The 23064-nt window shown below is 74.4% G+C and carries 6 protein-coding genes; all 6 read left to right on the forward strand.

From position 1 onward, the window contains the following. The first annotated feature begins 204 nt into the window (after positions 1–204). The 6 genes from AB0C78_RS32715 to AB0C78_RS32740 are packed head-to-tail and all read left to right on the forward strand — an operon-like array spanning position 205 to position 23028. Positions 205–9777: an amino acid adenylation domain-containing protein gene (locus AB0C78_RS32715; protein WP_360755451.1), complete on the forward strand. Its 9573-nt coding sequence runs from the start codon at positions 205–207 to the stop codon at positions 9775–9777. Further along, positions 9774–17528 (forward strand): amino acid adenylation domain-containing protein, encoded by a 7755-nt coding sequence (locus AB0C78_RS32720; protein WP_360755453.1) that lies wholly within the window; start codon positions 9774–9776, stop codon positions 17526–17528. Before AB0C78_RS32715 ends, AB0C78_RS32720 begins: the two co-directional genes overlap by 4 nt. Beyond that, entirely contained in the window at positions 17525–21454 is a 3930-nt protein-coding gene (locus tag AB0C78_RS32725) for an amino acid adenylation domain-containing protein (RefSeq protein ID WP_360755456.1), read from the forward strand. The genes AB0C78_RS32720 and AB0C78_RS32725 overlap by 4 nt, the downstream gene beginning before the upstream one ends. Beyond that, complete coding sequence (locus tag AB0C78_RS32730; RefSeq protein ID WP_151541603.1) at positions 21451–21660, forward strand: MbtH family protein; 210 nt, start codon at positions 21451–21453, stop codon at positions 21658–21660. The genes AB0C78_RS32725 and AB0C78_RS32730 overlap by 4 nt, the downstream gene beginning before the upstream one ends. Then, positions 21653–22300 (forward strand): GNAT family N-acetyltransferase, encoded by a 648-nt coding sequence (locus AB0C78_RS32735; protein ID WP_360755460.1) that lies wholly within the window; start codon positions 21653–21655, stop codon positions 22298–22300. The genes AB0C78_RS32730 and AB0C78_RS32735 overlap by 8 nt, the downstream gene beginning before the upstream one ends. Continuing rightward, positions 22297–23028, forward strand: coding sequence for an alpha/beta fold hydrolase (locus tag AB0C78_RS32740; protein WP_360755463.1), 732 nt, complete (start codon positions 22297–22299; stop codon positions 23026–23028). The genes AB0C78_RS32735 and AB0C78_RS32740 overlap by 4 nt, the downstream gene beginning before the upstream one ends. Positions 23029–23064: the final 36 nt, after the last annotated feature.

Raw genomic sequence — 23064 nt, forward strand, 5'->3', positions numbered from 1 at the left:
CGCTCTGTATTGGCGGGACCACGGGGCGTCGATCCCCGGGGTCCGCGCGCCGCCGCCGCGTTCCCGGAAGGGACTCGGGTGAAAGGGGACGGGGAGCAGCCCGATCAGTTCTGTGGTCATTCTCTTTGAATTTCCGCCCGCCGGCGCCTTCCTGGTGCCGTTGCCTGGCATAAAGCAACCCCCCTTCGACCGGGAAAGCACTTGATGTCGTCCACCGAGTACGTCCCTCTTTCGGCCGCTCAGCAGAGCGTCTGGTACGCGCAGCAGCTGGCGCCCGAAACGCCGATCCATATCGCGCAGTACATCGAGATCGAGGGCCCGCTCGACTACGAACTCTTCGACCGGGTGGCGCGCATCGGGGCGCACGAGGTGCTGGCGCTGCACGCCCGGTTCGCCGAGCGGGACGGCGCGGTGCGGCAGATCCTCGACCCGGACGCGAGCGTCTCGATCCCCCTGGTGGACCTGTCCGGCGAGGCGGATCCGGACGCGGCGGCGCGGGCGTGGATGAAGGCGCGGATGGCCGAGCCGCTGCCGCTGGACGGCGAGCGGCTGTTCGTCACCGCGATGCTGCGGCTGTCGCCCGTCCTGCACCGGTGGTTCATCCGCACGCACCACGCGATCCAGGACGGCCACAGCGGGCCGCTGATCATGCACCGGGCCGCGGAGGTGTACACGTCGCTGGCGAACGGCGGCGAGTACGTCCCGGCGGAGCTGGGCGACTACCGCCGGGTGCTCGCCGAGGAGGAGGAGTACCGGGCGTCGGAGCGGTTCGAGCGGGACCGCGCCTACTGGACGGAGCGGTTCGCCGACAAGCCGGTCGCGGTGAGCCTGGCCGACGACATGGCCGAGCCGACCGCCGACTTCATCAGCCGGGTCGAGGTCGTCCCGCCGGAGCAGTCCGCGGCGCTCGCGGCGGGGGCGCGGCGGCTCCGCACCGCCACGCAGGGCCTCGCGATCGCGGCGACCGCCGCGTACGTGGCGCGGATGACCGGCACCGAGGACGTCATCCTCGGCCTCGCGGTCAGCGGCCGCACCACGCAGGTCGCCCGGGAGACGCCGGCGATGCTGTCGACGATCCTGCCGCTGCGCGTGCACGTCCGGCCGGACATGACGGTGGACGAGCTGGTCCGCGCGGCGACGCGGGCGAGCGCGCGGGCGCTGCGGCACCAGCGGTACCGCCGCGAGGACCTGCTGCGCGACCTGAAGCTGCTCGGCGAGCGGCGCCGGCTGTACGGGCCCGTCATCAACATCATGGCGTTCGACTACCGGCTCGACTTCGCCGGGCTGCCGGCGCGGATGCACGCCATCACGATCGGCCCGATCGACGACCTCGCGATCAACATCTACGACAACCTCGACGGCGCCGGGATCCGCGTCGACTTCGAGGCGCACCCCGACCTGTACAGCGAGGAGCAGGTCGCCGCGCACCACGGCCGGTACATCCGGTTCATGCGCACGCTCGGCGCGGTGGACCCCTCGACCCCGCTGCGGGACGTGGAACTGCTCGACGACGCGGAGCGCGACCTCGTCCTGCGGCAGTGGAACGACACGGCGCACCCGGTCGCGCCCGCCGTCGCGCCGGAGCTCGTCGAGGCGCAGGCGGCGCGGACGCCGGAGCGGGCCGCCGTCGTCGCCGGCGACGTCCGCCTCTCCTACGCCGACCTCAACGCGCGCGCGAACCGGCTCGCCCGGCACCTCATCGCGCGCGGTGTCGGCGCCGAGGACTTCGTCGCGCTCGCCCTCCCGCGCGACGAGAACCTCGTCGTCGCGGCGCTGGCCGTGCTGAAGGCGGGCGCCGCCTACCAGCCGATCGACCTCGCCTACCCGGCGGACCGCATCGCCTACATGCTGGACGACGCCGCGCCCGCCTGCGTCATCACGACCCGGTCGGCGGAGCTGCCCGGCGGCACGCCCCGCGTCGAGCTCGACGCCCTCGACCTCGGCGGCCTGCCGGGCGACGACGTCACCGACGCCGACCGCGTCCGGCCGCTCCGCCCGGAGAACCCCGCCTACGTCATCTACACCTCGGGCTCGACGGGCCGCCCGAAGGGCGTCGTCATCTCGCACGCGAACGTGATCGACTTCTGCGCCGAGTCGATGGTGAGCTACGGCCCGGAGCGGATGCGCCGCGTGCTGTTCTCCACGTCGCTGAACTTCGACGTGTCGCTGTTCGAGTGGCTGGTGCCGCTGACGATCGGCGGCGAGATCGAGGTCGTCCGCGACCTGCTGGAGGTCGCCGAGCGCGGCGGCTGGTCGGGCTCGCTGATCAGCGGCGTGCCGTCGGCGGTGTCGGTGCTGCTCGCCCGCAAGGACTTCCGGCTGGAGGTCGGGGACGTGGCGCTCGGCGGGGAGGCGCTCTCGCCGCGGCTGCTGCGCGACGTCCGCGCGCTGCTGCCGGAGGCGCGGATCTCCAACATCTACGGCCCCACCGAGGCGACGGTCTTCGTGACGGGCTGGTTCGACGACGGCAACGCCTCCGGGATGGCGCCGATCGGCGGCCCGATGGCCAACACCCGCGCCTACGTGCTGGACGAGCGGCTGCGGCCCGTCCCGGTCGGCGTGCCCGGCGAGCTGTACGTGGCCGGCGACGGCCTCGCGCGCGGCTACCTGCGCCGCCCGGGGCTGACCGCCGACCGGTTCGTGGCGTGCCCGTTCGGCGGCCCTGGTGAGCGGATGTACCGGACGGGCGACCTCGTCCGCTGGAACCGCGACGGGAACATCGAGTACCTCGGCCGCCTCGACCACCAGGTGAAGGTCCGCGGCTTCCGGATCGAGCTGGGCGAGATCGAGGCGGCGCTGTCGGCGCATCCCGCGGTGACGCAGAGCGTCGTCGTCGCCCGCCGCGACGCCGCCGGCGACACCGTCCTCGTCGGCTACGTCGTCGGCCCCGACGCCCGGGCGGTGCCCGCGCAGGAGCTGCGCGCGTACGTCGGCCGGACCCTGCCCGGCTACATGGTCCCGTCGGCGATCGTGGCGCTGGACGCGATGCCGCTCAACCCGAACGGGAAGCTCGACCGGGCCGCGCTGCCCGAGCCGGACCTCGCCGCGCCGGAGTCCGCGCGGGGCCCGCGCGACGCCCGCGAGGAGATCCTCAGCGGGATCTTCGCCGACGTCCTCGGCGTCGAGCGGGTCGGCGTCGACGACGGGTTCTTCGACCACGGCGGCGACTCGCTGAAGGCGACCCGCGTCGTCGCGCGGGCCCGCGCCGCGCTGAACGTCGAGCTGCCCGTCCGGGCGCTGTTCGAGACGCCGACCGTCGCGGGCCTCGCCGAGCGGATCGCCGCGTCCGGCGGCGAGGCGCGGCGGCCCGCGCTGCGGCCGGTGGAGCGGCCCGACCCGCTGCCGGTGTCGCACGCGCAGGAGCGGCTCTGGTTCCTCAACCGCCTCGAAGGCCTCACCGCGACCTACAACCTGCCGATCCCGCTGCGGCTGACCGGCGCGGTCGACGTCGACGCGATGCGCGCCGCGCTCCGCGACGTCGTCGCCCGGCACGAGTCGCTGCGCACCGTCTTCGGGGACGCCGACGGCGAGCCCGTCCAGATCATCCTGGACCCGGCCGACGCCAACCCGCCGCTGACGATCGGCGACGCCGACCCGGACGATGTGTTCGGCGCGGTGTTCGCCGACGCCACGCGCGGCTTCGACCTCGCGTCCGAGCTGCCCGTCCGCGCCCACCTGTACCGCCTCGGCAAGGACGACGCGGGCGAGGACGAGCACCTGCTGCTGCTCGTCCTGCACCACATCGCGGGCGACGGCTGGTCGATGGCGCCGCTGGCCCGCGACGTCGTCACCGCCTACCTGGCGCGCCGCGACGGGAAGGCGCCCGAGTGGGCGCCGCTGCCCGTCCAGTACGCCGACTACGCGCTCTGGCAGCGCGAGCTGCTCGGCTCCGAGGACGACCCGGACGGCCTCGCCGCCCGCCAGATCGCCTACTGGAAGGACGCCCTCGCCGGGCTCCCCGACCAGATCGCCCTGCCGCTGGACCGGCCGCGCCCCGAGCGCGCCTCCTACCGGGGCGGGCGGGCCGCGTTCGAGGTCCCGGCGGACCTGCACGCGGGACTGCGCGCCGTCGCCCGCGACCACCAGGTCAGCGTGTTCATGGTGCTGCAGGCCGCGCTCGCCGCGCTGCTCACCCGGCTCGGCGCCGGCACCGACGTGCCGATCGGCTCGCCGATCGCGGGCCGCACCGACCAGGCCCTCGACGACCTCGTGGGCGTGTTCGTCAACACCCTCGTGCTGCGCACCGACACCTCCGGCGACCCGTCGTTCGCCGAGCTGCTCGCGCGGGTCCGCGAGGCCGACCTCGCCGCCTACGCGCACCAGGACGTCCCGTTCGAGCGGCTCGTCGAGGTGCTGAACCCGGTCCGGTCGCTGGCCCGGCACCCGCTGTTCCAGGTCATGCTGACCCTGCAGAACAACCCCGAGGCGTCCGTCGAGCTGCCCGGGCTGAACGTCGCGGTCGAGCCGGTGGACCCGGGCGTCGCGAAGTTCGACCTGGAGTTCCTGCTGGAGGACGCCCCGGACGGCGGCCTCACCGGGATCCTGGAGTACGCGCGGGACCTGTTCGACGCCGGCACCGCCGAGCGGCTCACCGGCTGGTACCTCACCACCCTGGAGCAGGTCGCCGCCACGCGCGCCGCCGTCACCGTGGACGGCCTCGACCTGCCCGGCGTCACCCTCGTCGAGGTCGCCGAACCGGCCGCGGGGCCGGTCGAGAAGCGCCTCGTCGCCTACGTCGTCGCCGCGCCCGGCCAGACCCTCGACCCGGAGGAGCTGCGCGCGCACGTCCGCGCGAACCTGCCCGAGGCGATGGTCCCCGCCGCCGTCGTCGTGCTCGACGAGCTGCCGCTCACCCCGAACGGCAAGGTCGACACCAAGGCGCTGCCGAAGCCGGACCTCGCGCCCGCCGCCCCCGCCACCGCGCACCGGCCGCCGTCCGGGGAGGCGGAGGAGGCCGTCGCCGCCGTCTTCGCCGACCTGCTCGGCCTCGACCGCGTCGGCGCCGACGACGACTTCTTCGCGCTCGGCGGCAACTCGCTGATCGCGATGCGGGTCGTCAGCCGCGTCCGCCGGCTGCTGGACGCCGAGCTGCCCGTCCGCGCGCTGTTCGAGGCGCCGACCGTCGCGGGTCTCGCCGCGCTGCTGGACCGCCGGGACGCCGCGCCCGGCCGCCCCGCGCTCGAGCCCCGGGAGCGGCCTGAGGTCGTGCCGCCGTCGTACGCGCAGCAGCGGCAGTGGTTCCTCAACCGGTTCGAGGGCCCGTCCGCCACGTACAACATGCCGATCGCGCTGCGGATCCGCGGCCCGCTCGACGTCGACGCGCTCCGCGCCGCCGTCGGCGACATCGTGGAGCGGCACGAGACGCTCCGCACGATCCTGCCCGACAGCGGCGGCGTCCCGCGCCAGCAGGTACTGGACCCGGCGGCGGCCCGGCCGGAACTGGAGATCACCGAGACCACCGAGGCCGCGCTGCCGGCACGGCTGGCGATGGCCGCCGGCTACGCCTTCGACATCTCCGCCGAGCCGCCGCTGCGCACCCACCTGTTCCGGCTCGCGCCGGACGAGCACGTCGTGCTGCTGCTCCTGCAGCACGTCGGCGGCGACGGCTGGTCGATGGCGCCGCTCGCCCGCGACGTCCTCACCGCCTACGCGGCGCGCGCGGAGGGCCGGGCGCCCGAGTGGGCGCCGCTGCCCGTCCAGTACGCCGACTACACGCTCTGGCAGCAGGAGCTGTTCGGGTCCGAGGATGACCCCGGCAGCCTGATCTCCAAGCAGATCGCGTACTGGCGGGACGCGCTCGCCGGGCTGCCCGAGGAACTGGAGCTTCCGGCCGACCGGCCGCGCCCGGCGGAGGCGTCCTACCGCGGCGCGACGGCCCGGTTCCGCCTCGGCGCCGACGTTCACGCGGCGCTGCGGAAGCTGTCGCTCGACACCGGCGCCAGCCCGTTCATGGTCGCGCAGGCCGCGTTCGCCGCGCTCCTGACCCGGCTCGGCGCGGGCACGGACGTGCCGGTCGGCTCGCCGATCGCGGGCCGCACCGACGAGGCCCTGGACGACCTCGTCGGCATGTTCGTCAACATGCTGGTGTTCCGCACCGACACCTCCGGCGACCCGTCGTTCCGCGAGCTGGTCGCACGGGTCAAGGAGACCGACCTCGCCGCCTACGCGCACCAGGACGTCCCGTTCGAGCGGCTCGTCGAGGTACTCAACCCGCCGCGCCACCTCGCCCGGCACCCGCTGTTCCAGGTCGGGCTGACGTTCCAGAACAACCCCGAGGCGCGGCTGGAGATGCCCGGCTTCACCGCCGAGGTGGAGCCGCTGCACGCCGGCGTGTCCCGGTTCGACCTGCTGATGATCCTCACCGAGCGGGAGGACGGCCTCGACGGCGAGCTGGAGTACGCGCTCGACCTGTACGACCCGGCGACGGCGGAGCGGCTCGTCGCCCGCTTCGAGCGGTACCTGACCGCGCTCCTCGCCGACCCGGACGCGCCCATCGGCGCCGCCGCCGTCCTCGACCCGGCCGAACGGGACCTGATCCTCGGCGACTGGGCCGGCGGTGAGGCGCCGGACGTGGAGCGGTCGACGATCCCGGCGCTGTTCGAGGCGCAGGCGGCGTCGCGTCCGGACGCGGTGGCGGTGTCCTTCGAGGGCGTGTCGCTGACGTACGGGGAGGTGAACGCGCGGGCGAACCGGCTGGCGCGTCGCCTGGCCGAGCAGGGCGTCGGCCCGGAGCAGTTCGTCGCGCTGAAACTGCCGCGCTCGGCGGACCTCGTGGTCGCGATCCTGGCCGTGCTGAAGTCGGGCGCCGCCTACGTCCCGATGGACCCGGACTATCCCGAGGACCGCATCGCGTACATGGTCGAGGACGCCAAGCCCGTCCTCACCATCGGCCCGGACGATCTCGACGCGTCCGGCTACGACGACGCGAACCTCGGTGTGGCGATCTCGCCCGACCACCCCGCGTACGTCATCTACACGTCGGGTTCGACCGGGCGCCCCAAGGGCGTCGTGGTCCCGCACCAGAACGTCGTCCGGCTGCTGCGCTCCACGGAGCACTGGTTCGACTTCGGCCCCGACGACGTGTGGACGCTGTTCCACTCCTACGCGTTCGACTTCACCGTCTGGGAGCTGTGGGGTTCGCTGCTCTACGGCGGGCAGCTCGTCGTCGTCCCGTACCTGACGTCGCGGTCGCCGGACGAGTTCCTGAAGCTGCTGGTGGACGAGCGCGTGACCGTCCTGAACCAGACGCCGTCGGCGTTCTACCAGCTCATGGCCGCCGACAAGGCGAACCCCGGTTCGGATCTCGCGCTGCGGTACGTCGTGTTCGGCGGCGAGGCCCTCGAACTGGGCCGCCTGGAGGACTGGTACTCGCGGCACGCCGAGGACGCGCCGACGCTCGTCAACATGTACGGGATCACCGAGACCACGGTGCACGTCTCGTACATCGCCCTGGACCGCGCCTATGCCGCGACCGCACCCGGCAGCGTCATCGGCGCCGGCATCCCGGACCTGCGCGTCTACGTCCTGGACGCACGGCTCCAGCCCGTCCCGCCGGGCGTCGTCGGCGAGCTGTACGTCGCCGGTCCGGGGCTGGCGCGCGGCTACCTCAACCGTCCCGGCCTGACCGCCGAGCGGTTCGTCGCCGACCCGCACGGCGCCCCCGGCACCCGCATGTACCGCACCGGCGACGTCGGGCGGTGGCTGGACGGCGGCCGCCTCGAATACCTCGGCCGCAGCGACCAGCAGGTGCAGCTGCGCGGCTTCCGCATCGAGCTCGGCGAGATCGAGGCGGCGCTGACCAGGCACGACGCGGTGGCGGACGCGGCCGTCGTCGTCCGCGACGACCGCCTGGTCGCCTACGTTGTCGCCTCCGCGCCCGTCGACCCGGCCGAGCTGCGCAGGTTCGCCGGCGGCGACCTGCCCGACCACATGGTCCCGGCCGTCGTCGTGGAGCTGGACGCGCTGCCGCTCACCGTCAACGGCAAGCTCGACCGCAAGGCGCTGCCCGCGCCCGACTTCTCCGCGAAGGCGTCGTCGCGCGCGCCCCGCACCCCCGAGGAGGAGACCCTCTCCGGCCTGTTCCGGGAAGTCCTCAACCTGGAGCGGGTCGGGATCGACGACGGGTTCTTCGACCTCGGCGGCGACTCGATCATCGCGATCCAGCTGGTGTCCAGGGCCCGGCAGTCCGGCCTGGTCATCACGCCCCGCGACGTGTTCCAGCACCAGACCGTCGAGGAGCTCGCCGCGGTCGCGCGGCCGGTCGGCGAGGACGAGCGCGTCGAGGCGGAGGCGCCCGGCGCGGGCGTCGGACCGGTCCCGGTCACCCCGATCGTCGCGTGGCTCCGCGAGCGGGCCGGCGGCGACGCGTCCCTGATCAGGGGCTTCCACCAGTCGATGCTGCTGCGCACCCCGCCCGCGCTCGGCGCCGACGAGCTGGCGGCCGCGTTCCAGGCCGTCGCGGACCACCACGACGTCCTCCGGCTGCGCCTGGACACCGACGGCGACCGGTGGCAGCCGGTCGTCCGGCAGCCCGGCGCCGTGGACGCCGCCGCCCTCGTCACCCGGGTGGACGTCGCGGGCCTGGACGCCGACAAGCTCGCCGTGGTCATCGGCGAGCAGGCCGCCGCCGCCCGCGACCGCCTCGACCCCGAGGCCGGCACGACGGCGCAGCTCGTCTGGTTCGACGCGGGCCGCGACCAGGGCCGCCTCCTCGTCGTCCTGCACCACCTCGTCGTGGACGGCGTCACCTGGCGGATCCTGCTGCCCGACCTCGTCACCGCGTGGGCGGGCGGCACCCTCGAGCCCGTCCCGACCTCGTTCCGGCGGTGGGCGCAGCGGCTCACCGCCACCGCCGCCGACCGCGAGGACGAGCTGGAGGACTGGCTCGACATCGTCGACGGCCCGCCGCAGCGGCTCGCCCCGCGCGCCCTCGACCCGCGCGTGGACATCGCCGCCCGCGCCCGGTCGCTGACCGTCGAGCTGCCCGCCGACGTCACCGGCCCGCTGCTCAGCGACGTGCCCGCCGCGTTCCACGGCCGCGCCAACGACGTCCTGCTCACGGGCCTCGCCCTGGCCGTCGCGCAGTGGCGCCGCCACCACGGCGCCGGCCGCGGCACCGACGTGCTCGTCGACCTCGAAGGCCACGGCCGCGAGGACGTCGTGCCGGGCGTCGACCTGTCCCGCACCGCCGGCTGGTTCACCTCCATCCACCCCGTCCGGCTCGACGCGGGCACCGCCGACTGGGCCGCGGTCCGCGACGGCGGTGCGGTCGTCGGCACCGCCATCAAGAAGGTGAAGGAGCAGCTCCGCGCCGTCCCGGACGGCGGCATCGGCTACGGGCTGCTGCGCTACGGCGGCGGCGAGGCCGCCGAGGAGCTCGCTGAATCGCCCGCCGCGCCGATCGCGTTCAACTACCTCGGCCGCGTCGCGCCCGGCGACGGGGACGGCGACTGGACGATCGCGCCCGAGGAGACGCCCGCGGGCGAGGACCCGCGGATGCCGGTCGCGCACGTCCTGGAGATCAACGCGATCACCCGCGACGTGCCCGGCGGCCCGGTGCTGTCGGCGACGTGGACGTGGCCCGGCGGGCTGCTGGAGGAGGCCGCGGTCCGGGAGCTGGCCGACGGCTGGTTCACCGCGCTGCGCGGCCTCGTCGCGCACGTCGCGGCCGCCGGCGACGCCGCGCCCGCCGGCGGGTTCACCCCGTCCGACCTGCTCGTGGACCTGGACCAGAGCGAGATCGACAAGCTGCAGAACGCGTGGAGGGGCCAGTCGTGAACCGGGGGGACCTCGAGGACATCCTGCCGCTGTCTCCCTTGCAGCAGGGCTTCTTCTTCCACGCGCTCTTCGACGCCGACGGCGGCACCGGCACCGGCACCGGCGAGGGCGACGGCGCGGACGGCCGAGACGTCTACACCGCGCAGATCGTGCTCGACCTCGAAGGGCCGGTGGACGCCGGGGCGCTCCGGGCGGCCGCCGAGACGCTGCTGCGCCGGCACTCCAACCTGCGCGCCGCGTTCTGGCACGAGGACCTGTCGCGGCCCGTGCAGGTGATCCCGCGCACCGTCGAGCTGCCGTGGGAGGAGACCGACGCCGCGGACGCCGCCGAGGCCGACGCGATCGTGGCGCGGGAGCGGGCGCGCGGCTTCGACATGACCGCGCCGCCGCTGCTGCGGTTCGTCCTCGTCCGGACGGGCCCCGAGCGGTACCGGCTGATCTTCACCAACCACCACATCCTGCTGGACGGCTGGTCCACGCCGATCCTGGCGACCGAGCTGTTCATGCTGTACGTGCAGGGCGGCCACGACGCGGGGTTCCCGCGCGTCACCCCGTACAAGAACTACCTGGCGTGGCTGGCGAAGCAGGACCGCGCCGCCGCCGAGGAGGCGTGGCGCCGCGCCCTCGACGGGGTGGAGGAGCCGAGCCTCGTCGCGCCGGAGGCCGCCGCGCGCGCGCCGCGCCCGCCGGAACGCACCATCGCCGAGTTGGACGAGCGCACCACCCGCCGCCTCTCCCGCGCGGCCCGGCGGCACGGCGTCACGCTCAGCACCGTCCTGCAGGGCGCGTGGGGGCTGGTCCTCGGCCGGTTCCTCGGCAGCGAGGACGTTGTGTTCGGCGCGACCGTCTCGGGCCGCCCGCCGGAGCTGCCCGGCATCGAGCAGATGATCGGCCTGTTCATCAACACGCTGCCGATCCGCGTCCGGCACCGCCCCGGCGAGTCGCTCGCCGCGCTGATGGAGCGGCTCCAGGAGGAGCAGACCGCGCTGCTGGCGCACCACCACCTCGGCCTCACCGACATCCAGCGGATCGCGGGCCACGGCGGCGCGCTGTTCGACACGATGACGGTGCTGGAGAACTACCCGTTCGACCCGGCGATGCTGGACGGCTCGCTCAACGGGGTCCGCATCGCCGCCGCCGACTCCTACGACGCGACCCACTTCCCGCTGTCGTTCGTCGCCGTCCCGGACGACCGGCTGTCGCTGCGCCTGCACTACCGCCCGGACGTGTTCGAGCGCGATGTCGTCGAGGCGCTGCTCGCCCGCGTCCGCCGCTTCCTGGAGGCGTTCGCGGAGGACTCGTCCCAGCTCATCGGCGCCGTTGCGCTGGCGAGCGACGAGGAACGCGAGACCTTGGAGCGCTGGAACGACACCGCCGCCGACGCCCCCACCGGCACCCTTCCCGCGCTGTTCGAGGCCCAGGCCGCCCGCACCCCCGGCGAGACCGCGCTCGTCTGCGGTGACACGTCCCTCACCTACGCCGAGTTGAACGAGCGCGCCAACCGCCTCGCGCACGAGCTGATCGCGCGGGGGATCGGCGCCGAGGACCGCGTCGCTCTCGTCCTGCCGCGCACGCCCGAGATCGTCGTGGCGATCCTCGGCGTCCTCAAGGCGGGTGCCGCGTACGTGCCGATCGACCCCGAATATCCGGCGGACCGCATCGCGTACATGCTGGACGACTGCCGTCCCGCCTTCACCGTCACCGCCGACGACCTGCCCCTCGGTGAGGGCGGCCCCGCGCACGACCCGGGCGACGCCGACCGCGTCCGGCCGCTGCGGCAGGGCAACGCCGCCTACGTCATCTACACCTCCGGATCGACGGGACGCCCCAAGGGCGTGACGATCCCGCACACCGGCGTCCTGAACTACTTCGAGGCGCACCGGGACGCGTTCATGGACCCGGCGATCGAGGCCGCCGGCGGGCGGCGGATGCGGTTCGCGCACCTCGCGTCGTTCTCGTTCGACACCTCGTTCCACGGCCTGCTGTGGATGATGCACGGCCACGAGCTGCACCTCATCGACGACGCGACCCGCCGCGACGTCGAGGCGTACACCGCGTACGTGGCGCGCGCGCGGATCGACCTGGTCAACACCACCCCGTCGCACTTCGCCTCGCTTCGCGAAGCGGGCCTGCTCAGCGGCGACGGCCGCCACCTGCCCTCGCATCTGCTGCTCGGCGGCGAGGCCGTCAGCGACGCGCTCTGGGCGGAACTGCGCGCGATCCCGGGCCTGACCACCCGGAACCTCTACGGCCCGACCGAGTCGACCATCGACACGATGAACCAGGTCGTCGCGCGGGCCGAGCGGGTCTCCATCGGCGGCCCGCACCGCAACACCCGCGCCTACGTGCTGGACGCCGCGCTCCAGCCCGCGCCCGCCGGGGTCCCCGGCGAGCTGTACCTCGCGGGCGCGCAGCTCGCGCGCGGCTACCTCGGACGGCCGGCGCTGTCCGCCGAGCGGTTCGTCGCCGACCCGTTCGGCGCGCCGGGCGACCGCATGTACCGCACCGGCGACCTCGCCCGCTGGCTGCCCGACGGCACCATCGAGTACCTCGGCCGCGCCGACGACCAGGTCAAGATCCGCGGATTCCGGGTCGAGCCCGGCGAGATCGAGAACGTGATCGCCGGGTTCGACGGCGTCGCGCGGGCCGCCGTGGTCGTCCGCGAGGACCGGCCCGGCGACAAGCGCCTCGCCGCCTATGTCGTTCCCGCGGACCGGGCGGCGGGCGTGGACATCGCCGCGCTGCGGCGGTTCGCGGCCGAGCGGCTGCCCGACTACATGGTCCCGGCGTTCACCGCGCTGGACGCGCTGCCGCTCACCGTGAACGGGAAGCTGGACCGGTCCGCGCTGCCCGCGCCCGACACCGGCGCGCCGGTGAGCCGCGCGCCGCGCTCCCCGCAGGAGGAGATCCTCTGCGGGCTGTTCGCGGAGATCCTCGGCGTGCCGCGCGTCGGCGTCGACGACGGGTTCTTCGACCTCGGCGGCGACTCGCTCACCGCGACCCGGCTCGTCGGCCGGATCCGGACCGCGCTGCGCGCCGAGCTGCCCGTCCGGGCGCTGTTCGAGGCCCCGACGGTCGCGGGCCTCGCCGAACGCCTCGCCGAGGCCGGCGGCGACGTGCGGCCGCCGCTGCGGCGCGCCGAGCGCCCCGAGGTCGTGCCGCTGTCGTACGCGCAGCAGCGGCTCTGGTTCCTCAACCGGTTCGAGGGCGCGTCCGCGACGTTCAACATGCCGGTCGCGCTGCGGCTGGACGGCGCCCTCGACCTGGACGCGCTGCGCGCCGCCCTCGCCGACGTCGCGGAGCGGCACGAGTCGCTGCGGACGATCTTCCCGGACGGGTCCGGCAGCGCCCGCCAGCTCGTCCTGGACCCGGCTGCCGCCCGGCCGCGCGTCGACGTCGCCCCGGTCGCCGAGGCGGCGCTGCCGGCGGCGCTCGCCGCCGAGGTCGGGCGCGGCTTCGACCTCTCGGTGGAGCCGCCGTTGCGGGCCAGGCTCTTCGCCCTCGATGACGGCGCGCACGTCCTGGTGCTGGTGCTGCACCACATCGCGGCGGACGGCTGGTCGATGGCGCCGCTGGCCCGCGACGTGATCCTCGCCTACGCGGCGCGCGCGGAGGGCCGGGCGCCGCAATGGGAGCCGCTGCCCGTCCAGTACGCCGACTACACGCTCTGGCAGCGCGAGCTGTTCGGTTCCGAGGACGACCCGGACAGCCTGATCTCCAAGCAGATCGCCTACTGGCGGGACGCGCTCGCCGGGCTGCCGGAAGAGCTGCGGCTGCCCGCCGACCGGCCGCGCCCGGCGGAGGCGTCCTACCGGGGCGGCACGCACGCCTTCGAGCTGGACGCCGAGCTGCACGCGGGCCTGCTGCGCCTCGCCCGGGAGAGCGGCGCGAGCCTGTTCATGGTCATGCAGGCCGCGTTCGCCGCGCTCCTGACGCGGCTCGGCGCGGGCACGGACGTGCCGGTCGGGTCGCCGATCGCGGGCCGCACGGACGAGGCCCTGGACGACCTCGTCGGCATGTTCGTCAACATGCTCGTGCTGCGCACCGACACCTCCGGCGACCCTTCGTTCCGCGAGCTGGTCGCGCGGGTCAAGGAGACCGACCTCGCCGCCTACGCCCACCAAGACCTGCCGTTCGAGCGGCTCGTCGAGGTGCTGAACCCGGCGCGGTCGATGGCCCGGCACCCGCTGTTCCAGGTCGCCCTGTCGTTCCAGAACAACCCCGAGGCGCGGCTGGAGATGGACGGCCTCACCGGCGGCGCCGAACCGCTGACCGCCGGGACGGCGAAGTACGACCTGTCCCTCTACCTGGAGGAACGGCACGGCGGCGACGGCGCGCCCGGCGGGATCGAGGCCGGCCTCGAATACGCCCTCGACCTGTTCGACCCGGTGACCGCCGCCGCGATCGCCGGCCGGTTCGAGCGGCTCGTCCGCGACCTCGTCGCCGACCCGGACGCCCCCATCGGCACCGCCGAGATCCTGGAACGCGCCGAACGCCGCACCATCCTGCGCAAGTGGGCCGGCGGCAAGGCGCCCGAGGTGGAGCGGTCGACGATCCCGGCGCTGTTCGAGGCGCAGGCGGCGGCGCGTCCGGACGCGGTGGCGGTGTCGTTCGAGGGCACGTCGCTGACCTATGGGGAGGTGAATGCGCGGGCGAACCGGCTGGCGCGTCGCCTGGCCGAGCAGGGCGTCGGCCCGGAGCAGTTCGTCGCGCTCGCGCTGCCGCGTTCCGCCGATCTCGTGGTCGCGATCCTCGCCGTTTTGAAGGCCGGGGCGGCGTACGTCCCGATCGACCCCGACTACCCCGAGGACCGCATCGCGTACATGGTCGAGGACGCCGCGCCCGTCCTGACCCTGCGTCCGGACGACCTGGACGCGTCCGGCTACGACGACGCGAACCTGGGCGTCGAGATCTCGCCCGACAACCCGGCGTACGTCATCTACACATCGGGGTCCACCGGACGTCCCAAGGGCGTCGTGATCCCGCACCAGAACGTCGTCCGGCTGCTGCGCTCCACCGAAGAGTGGTTCCACTTCGGCCCCGACGACGTGTGGACGCTGTTCCACTCCTACGCGTTCGACTTCTCGGTGTGGGAGCTGTGGGGTCCGCTGCTGCACGGCGGCCGGCTCGTGGTGGTCCCGTACCTGACGTCGCGGTCGCCGGACGAGTTCCTGAAGCTCCTCGCAGACGAGCGCGTGACCGTCCTGAACCAGACGCCGTCGGCGTTCTACCAGCTCATGGCCGCCGACAAGGCGAACCCGGGCGCCGACCTGGCGCTGCGGTACGTCGTGTTCGGCGGCGAGGCCCTCGACCTCGGACGCCTCGAAGACTGGTACTCCCGGCACGCCGAGGACGCGCCGACGCTCGTCAACATGTACGGGATCACCGAGACGACCGTCCACGTGTCGTACGTCGCGCTCGACCGGGTCACCGCGGCGACGGCGCCGGGCAGCGTCATCGGCGCCGGCATCCCCGACCTGCGCGTCTACGTCCTGGACGACCGGCTCCAGCCCGTCCCGCCAGGCGTGGCGGGGGAGATGTACGTGGCGGGCCCCGGCCTCGCGCGCGGCTACCTCAACCGTCCCGGCCTGACCGCCGAGCGGTTCGTCGCCGACCCGCACGGCAGGCCGGGCACCCGCATGTACCGCACCGGCGACCTCGGCCGCTGGCGCGCCGACGGGACGCTCGAATACCTCGGCCGCGCCGACCAGCAGGTGCAGCTGCGCGGCTTCCGGATCGAGCTGGGCGAGGTCCAGTCCGCGCTGACCAGGCACGACGCCGTGGCGGACGCGGCGGTGATCGTCCGCGACGACCGCCTGATCGGCTACGTCGTGACCACCGGCGAGGTCGACGCGGCGGAACTGCGCGCGTTCGCCGGCAACCGGCTGCCCGACTACATGGTCCCGGCCGCCGTGGTCATGCTGGACGCGCTGCCGCTGACCACGAACGGCAAGCTCGACCGCAACGCATTGCCCGCGCCCGACTTCTCCGCGAAGGCGTCGTCGCGCGCGCCCCGTACCCCCGAGGAGGAGACGCTCGCCGGGCTGTTCGCCGAGGTGCTCAACCTGGAGCGGGTCGGGATCGACGACGGGTTCTTCGACCTCGGCGGCGACTCGATCATCGCGATCCAGCTGGTGTCCAGGGCCCGGCAGTCCGGCCTGGTCATCACGCCCCGCGAGGTGTTCCAGCACCAGACGGTCGAGGAGCTGGCGGCGGCGTCGCGCCCCGTGGGTGAGGGCGAGCGGGTCGAGGCGGAGGCGCCCGGCGCGGGCGTCGGCCAGGTCCCGGCCACCCCGATCATGCGCTGGTTCCAGGAACTGGACGGCCCGACCGCCGGCTACAGCCAGCGGATGCTGCTCCAGGTCCCGCCCGGCCTCGGCATCGAGGACCTGACGGCGGCGCTCCAAGCCGTCCTCGACCACCACGACATGCTGCGGCTCCGCGTCCGGGACGGCGAGTTCGAGGTCACCGAGCCGGGCACCGTCGACGCGGCGCCGCTCGTCCACCGCGTCGACGTGACCGGCCTCGACGACGACGCGCTGCGGGCCGTCCTCGCCGAGCAGGCCCGCGCCGCCCGCGACCGCCTCGACCCCGAGACCGGGACGGTGGCGCAGCTCGTGTGGTTCGACGCGGGACCAGAACACTCCGGCCGCCTCCTGCTGACCCTGCACCACCTCGTCGTGGACGGCGTGTCCTGGCGGATCCTGCTGCCCGACCTCGTCGCCGCCTGGGCGGGCGGGACCCTCGACCCCGTCCCGACCTCGTTCCGCCGCTGGGCGCAGCGCCTGGTCGCGGAGGCGTCCGACCCGTCCCGCACCGCCGAGCTGCCGCTGTGGGAGGACGTCCTCGCCACCCCCGACCCCGTCCTCGGCGCCCGCCCCCTGGACGCGGGGACCGACACGTTCGGGACGGCCCGGCACCTCACCGTCGACCTGCCCGCCGACGTCACCGGGCCGCTGCTCACCGACGTCCCGGCCGCGTTCCACGGCCGCGCCAACGACGTCCTGCTCACCGGCCTCGCCCTCGCCGTCGCCGAGTGGCGCCGCGACCGGGGCGTGTCCGACGACACCGCCGTCCTCATCGACCTGGAGGGGCACGGCCGCGAGGAGGTCGTGCCGGGCGTCGACCTGTCCCGCACCGCCGGCTGGTTCACCGCGATCTACCCGGTCCGGCTCGACGCCGGCTGGGTCGAGCCCGGCGACGTCCGCGAGGGCGGGCAGGCCGTCGGCACCGCGCTGAAGCGGGTCAAGGAGCAGCTGCGCGAGATCCCCGACAACGGGATCGGGTACGGGCTGCTCCGCCACCTGAACCCGGCCACCGGGAAGCGCCTCGCCGGGCGCCCGCACCCGCAGATCGCGTTCAACTACCTCGGCCGGTCCGCCGTCCCCGAGGCCACCGACTGGGGGCCCGCCGGGCAGGCCGACGCCGAGGCGCTCGGCGGCGGGCAGGACGGCGCGCTCGGCCTCGTCCACGCGATCGAGGTCAACGCGCACACCCGGGACCTGCCGGACGGCCCCGAGCTGTCCGCCACCTGGACCTACGCGGGCGGGCTGTTCGACGAGCACGCCGTCCGCGACCTCGCCGACCGCTGGTTCGCCGCGCTGCGCGGCCTCGTCGCGCACGTCGTGGACGCGCCCGCCGACGGGCCCGTGGGCGGCTTCACCCCCTCCGACCTGTCCCTGGTCGACGTCAGCCAGGACGAGATCGACGAGCTCGCCGCCGAACTCGACGGTGAATGGGAGCTGGATTGAGCAAGTCGCAGCTTGAGGACATCCTCCCGCTGTCCCCGTTGCAGCAGGGCCTGTTCTTCCACGCCCTGTACGACTCGGGGCACGACGTCTACACCGCGCAGATCGTGTTCGACCTGCGCGGCCCCCTCGACGTGGACGCGCTGCGCGCCGCCGCCGCGACCCTGCTGCGCCGGCACGCGAACCTGCGGGCCGGGTTCCGGCAGCGCAAGGAGGGCTCGCCCGTCCAGGTCGTGCACCGGGAGGTCCGGCTGCCATGGGAGGACGCCGACCTGACCGGCCTGCCCGAGGCCGGGCGGGACGCGCGGGCGCGGGAGCTGGCCGAGGCCGAGCGGACCCGCTCGTTCGACATGACCCGGCCGCCGCTGCTGCGCTTCCTGCTGATCAAGCTGGCGGACGGCCTGCACCGGATGGTGTTCACCAACCACCACATCCTGCTGGACGGCTGGTCCACGCCCGTCCTGCAGACCGAGCTGTTCGCGCTGTACCTCGCCAAGGGCGACGACACCGGCATGCCGCGCGTCGCCCCGTACAAGAACTACCTCGCGTGGATCGCCGCGCAGGACCGCGCCGCCGCCGAGGACGCCTGGCGCCGCGCGCTCGACGGCGTCGACGGGCCGACCCTCGTCGCGCCCGCCGCCCCGGAGCCCGGCACGGAGGCGCCCGGTCGCGTCCGGATCCGGCTCACCGAGGACCTCACCTCGGCGCTGTCCGCGCGCGCCCGCGCCCAGGGCGTCACCCTCAACACGGTGCTCCAGCTCGGCTGGGGCGTCCTGCTCGGCCGCCTCACCGGGGCGACGGACGTGGTGTTCGGCGCCGCCGTGTCCGGGCGCCCGCCCGAGCTGCCGGGCGTCGAGCAGATGATCGGCCTGTTCATCAACACGCTGCCGATCCGCGTCCGGGTCCGTCCCGCCGACACCGTCGCCGCCGCGCTCACCCGCCTGCAGGACGAGCAGGCCGCGCTCATGCAGCACCACCACCTCGGCCTGTCGGACGTCCAGCGGCTCGCGGGGACCGGGCCGTTGTTCGACACGATGACCGTCCTGGAGAACTACCCGTTCGACCCCGACGCGGCAGGCACCGACCTCGGCGGCCTCACCCTCCACAACGTCGACGGCCACGACGCCACCCACTACCCGCTGACGCTCGCCGCCGTCCCCGGCCGGGGGCTGTCGCTGCGGCTGGACTTCCGCACCGACCTGTACGGCGAGGACGAGGCGCAGCGGCTGATGCGGCGGTTCGTCCGGATCCTGGAGTCCGTCGCGCACCGTCCCGACCTGCCGCTCGGCCGCATCGACGTGCTGGAGGACGACGAGCGCGACCTCGTCCTGCGCGCCTGGCAGGGAGCCGGCACGCAGCGCCGCCCCGGAACGCTGACCGGCCGCTTCGCCGAGCAGCTCGCGAAGACCCCCGACGCGGAGGCCGTCGTCGCGGGCGGCGAGTCGCTCACGTACGCGGAGCTGGACGAGTGCGCGAACCGGCTGGCGCACCGCCTCATCGGGCTCGGCGTCCGCCGCGAGACGCCCGTCGCCGTCCTGCTGGAACGGTCGGCCGCGAGCGTCGTGGCGTCCCTGGCCGTCCTCAAGGCGGGCGGCACCTACGCGCCGATCCACCACGCCTACCCTCCCGAACGGACGGCCTGGGCGATCGAGGAGGTCGACGCGCCCGTCCTGCTCGTCGACACCGCCATGCGCGGCCGCGTCGCCCGCCTCGACACCTCCGCGCACGTCCTCGTCGTGGACGACGACCCGGAGACGGCCGCGCAGCCCGCCACCGCCCCGGACGTCCCGTGCCACCCCGAGCAGCTCGCCTGCGTGCTGTTCACCTCCGGCTCGACCGGTGTGCCGAAGGGCGTCATGCTCCGCCACCAGGACGCCGTCAGCCTCGCCACCGACGGCGAGCTGCGCGGCGGCGCCCACGACCGCGTCCTGTTCCACTCGCCGCACGCCTTCGACGCGCACATCTACGAGATCTGGACGCCGCTGCTGCACGGCGGCGCCACCGTCGTCGCGCCGCCCGGCCACCTCACCGGCGAGGCCGTCGAGGACCTGGTCCGCGCGCACGGCGTCACCGGCCTGTTCCTCACCACGACGCTGTTCAACCTGATCGCCGACGAGCGGCCGCAGGCCTTCGCGGGGCTCCGCGAGGTGCTCACCGGCGGCGAGTCCGGCTCGATGGCGGCGGTCCGGCGGGTCCTCGCCGCCTGCCCGGACACCGAGGTCGGCAACGTCTACGGGCCCACCGAGGCGACCACCTACACCACCATCGACCGGCAGCGGCCCCGGCTGACCACCGACCCCGGCGAGACGTCCGCGCTGCTCGGCCGCCCCATGGACGACCGGCGGACGTACGTGCTCGACCCGGCGCTGCGGCCCGTCCCGCCGGGCGTCGTCGGCGAGGCCTACATCGCGGGGCCGGGCGTCGGCCGCGGCTACCTGCGGCGCGCGTCGCTGACGGGGGAGCGGTTCGTGCCCGACCCGTTCGGGCCGCCCGGCTCCCGCATGTACCGGACGGGCGACCTCGTCCGGCACCGCCCCGACGGCGCGCTGGAGTACGTCGACCGCGCCGACCAGCAGGTGAAGGTCCGCGGGTTCCGGATCGAGCTCGGCGAGATCGAGGCCGCCCTCACCGCGCACCCGGACGTCGCGAACGCCGCCGTCGTCGCCCGCCAGGACGCGCCCGGCGTCAAGACCATCGTCGCCTACGTCATCGCGCCCGCGACCGACGGCCTCAAGGAGTTCCTCACCGAGCGGCTGCCGGAGTACATGGTGCCCGCCGCGTTCGTCCGGCTCGACACCTTCCCCGTCGGCCCGAACGGCAAGCTCGACCGGCGCGCCCTGCCCGCCCCCGACTACGCCGAAGCCGCCGCCGGGCGCGACCCAGCGACCCCCGAGGAGGAGGCGCTCTGCGGGATCGTCGCGGACGTCCTCGGCCTCGACCGGGTCGGCGCCGACGTTAGCTTCTTCGACCTCGGCGGCGACAGCATCGCCGCGCTGAAGCTCGTCACCCGCGCCCGCCAGGCCGGGATCGAGCTGACGCCCCGCGACGTGTTCACCCACCAGACCGTCGAGGCGCTGCTGCGCGCCGGGCAGCCCGAGGACCGGCTCGGCTTCGAGGTGCTGCTGCCGATCCGCACCACCGGGACCCGTCCGCCGGTCTTCTTCGTCCACCCCGCCGGCGGCCTCGCCTGGAGCTACCTGCAGTTCCAGCGGCACCTCGGCCCCGACCAGCCCATCTACGGCCTGCAGGGCAGCGCGTTCACCCGCGCGGACCTGCCCGGCTCCGTCGAGGAGATGGCGCGGGACTACATCGAGCAGATCCGCGCCGTCCGTCCGTCCGGGCCCTACCACCTCGTCGGCTGGTCGCTCGGCGGCCTCATCGCCTACGAGATGGCCGTCCGGCTCCAGGAGGCCGGGGAGCGCGTCGGGCTGCTCGGGCTCATCGACGCCTACCACACCCAGGACCTGGAGTCGGAGAAGCGGGAGATCCTGCCCGAGCTGCTGGAGTCCATCGGGATCGACGCGAAGATGGTCGCCGACGACGGCAACCCCGACATGGCCCAGATCATGGCGGTGCTCGCCGAACGCGACGACGCCCTCGCCACCCTCCAGGAGGACGACCTCGTCAACGTCTACCGCAACTACGAGAACGGGCTCCGCCAGGCCGAGCGGTACCGGCCCGGCCGGTACCGCGGCGACGTCGTCTTCTTCACCGCCCTCCAGGGCCGCACCGCGGACTCGCCGACCGGGCCGTCCAACTGGGGGCCGCTCGTCGAGGGGCAGATCGAGGACTACCCCCTGGACGTCGAGCACCACTTCCTGCTGGAGCCCGGCCCGGCCGCCGAGATGGGCGCCGTGCTCGCCGCCAAGCTCGACAAACTGCACGTCAACGACCAGACACCTGGAAACACTGGAAAGGGACGCCGATGACGAACCCCTTCGAGGACGCCGACGGCACGTACGTCGTCCTCGTCAACGACGAGGGCCAGCACTCGCTGTGGCCGTCGTTCGCCGAGGTCCCGGACGGGTGGACGGTCGCCAAGGCCGAGGACACCCGGCAGGCCTGCCTGGAGTACATCGAGGAGAACTGGACCGACATGCGGCCGAAGAGCCTCGTCGAGGCCATGGGTGAGTGACCCGGCGGCGGGGCGCGCCCTGGAGATCCCCGCGGTCACCGAGTGGGCGATGGAGATGCTCGACGCCGCCGACCTGCGGCCCGCGCCGCTGCCCGCCGTCGAGATGACCTTCACCCTGGCCGGGGTGCCGTCCGCGGACGTCAACCGGGCCCTGTACGCGATGGTCGGCGCCCGCGTCTGCTGGACGGACCGCTTCCCCTGGACGCACGCCGACTGGCGCGCCTGGGTGGAGCGCCCCGAGCTGTCCACCTGGCTCGCGATGGCCGAGGGGACGATCGCCGGGTTCTTCGAGCTGGAGGCCCAGCCGGGCGGCGACACCGAGATCCACCTCGTCGGGCTGACCCCCGCGTTCGTCGGCCGCGGCTACGGCGGCTACCTGGTCGAGCAGTGCACCCGGCGGGCGTGGCAGCGCGGCGAGCTGTGGGCCGCCGGCAGCGGCCCCGCCTCGCGGGTCTGGCTGCGCACCAGTACGCTCGATCATCCGAACGCGATGGCCAACTACCGGCGCCGCGGCTTCAAGGTGGCGGCCGAGACGACCGGGCCGAAGCTGGTCCCGGACCCGCGGGTCGCGCCGTGGCCGCTGCCGCACGACCCGCGGTCCGCGTCCCGCCGGTTCCAGGAGGAGGAGCTGATCACGTGAGCTGGTTCCGCTGCCCGGAGACCCGGCCGTGGGCGTCGATGCGGCTGTTCTGCCTCCCGCACGCGGGCGGGTCCGCGGTGTTCTACCGGCCGTGGGCGCAGGCGGTCAGCCCGGCCGTCGAGGTGCAGGCCGTCCAGTACCCGGGCCGCGCCGACCGGATGGCGGACGCGTTCGTCACCGACGCGCACCAGCTCGCCCGGCTGATCGCCGGCGCGATGGCGCCGCTGATGGACCGTCCCGCCGCGCTGTTCGGGCACAGCATGGGCGCCGTGCTGGCCTACGAGGTGGCGCGGCTGCTCCAGGAGCGGGGCACCCCGCCCGTGCACGTCTTCGCGTCCGGCGCCCGTCCCCCGCACGACCGGGGCGACGAGCGCGTGGCGGACCGGGACGACGACGGCGTGGTCGAGGCGATGGTCGAGCTCGGCGGCACCGACGCCGATGCGCTGCAGGACCCGGAGCTGCGCGAGCTGGTCCTGCCGTACGTGCGCAACGACTTCGCGCTGATCGAGGCGTACGAGCACCGGGACGGGACGCGCCTCACCGTCCCGATCACCGCGATCATCGGGGACGCCGATCCGCACGTGACCGAGGAGCAGGCGAAGGGCTGGGGGACGGTCACCACCGGCCGCTTCGCGCTGACGGTCCTGCCCGGCGACCACTTCTACCTGACGCCCCGGCAGCCGCAGGTCATCAAGGAGATCCACCGCACGCTCGAAGTCCCGGCCTGACATGGGACGGCGGCGGAGCGGCGTCCAGGAAGCCCC

It is taken from the genome of Actinomadura sp. NPDC048394 (genome assembly GCF_040651755.1).
Taxonomy (GTDB): domain Bacteria; phylum Actinomycetota; class Actinomycetes; order Streptosporangiales; family Streptosporangiaceae; genus Spirillospora; species Spirillospora montaniterrae.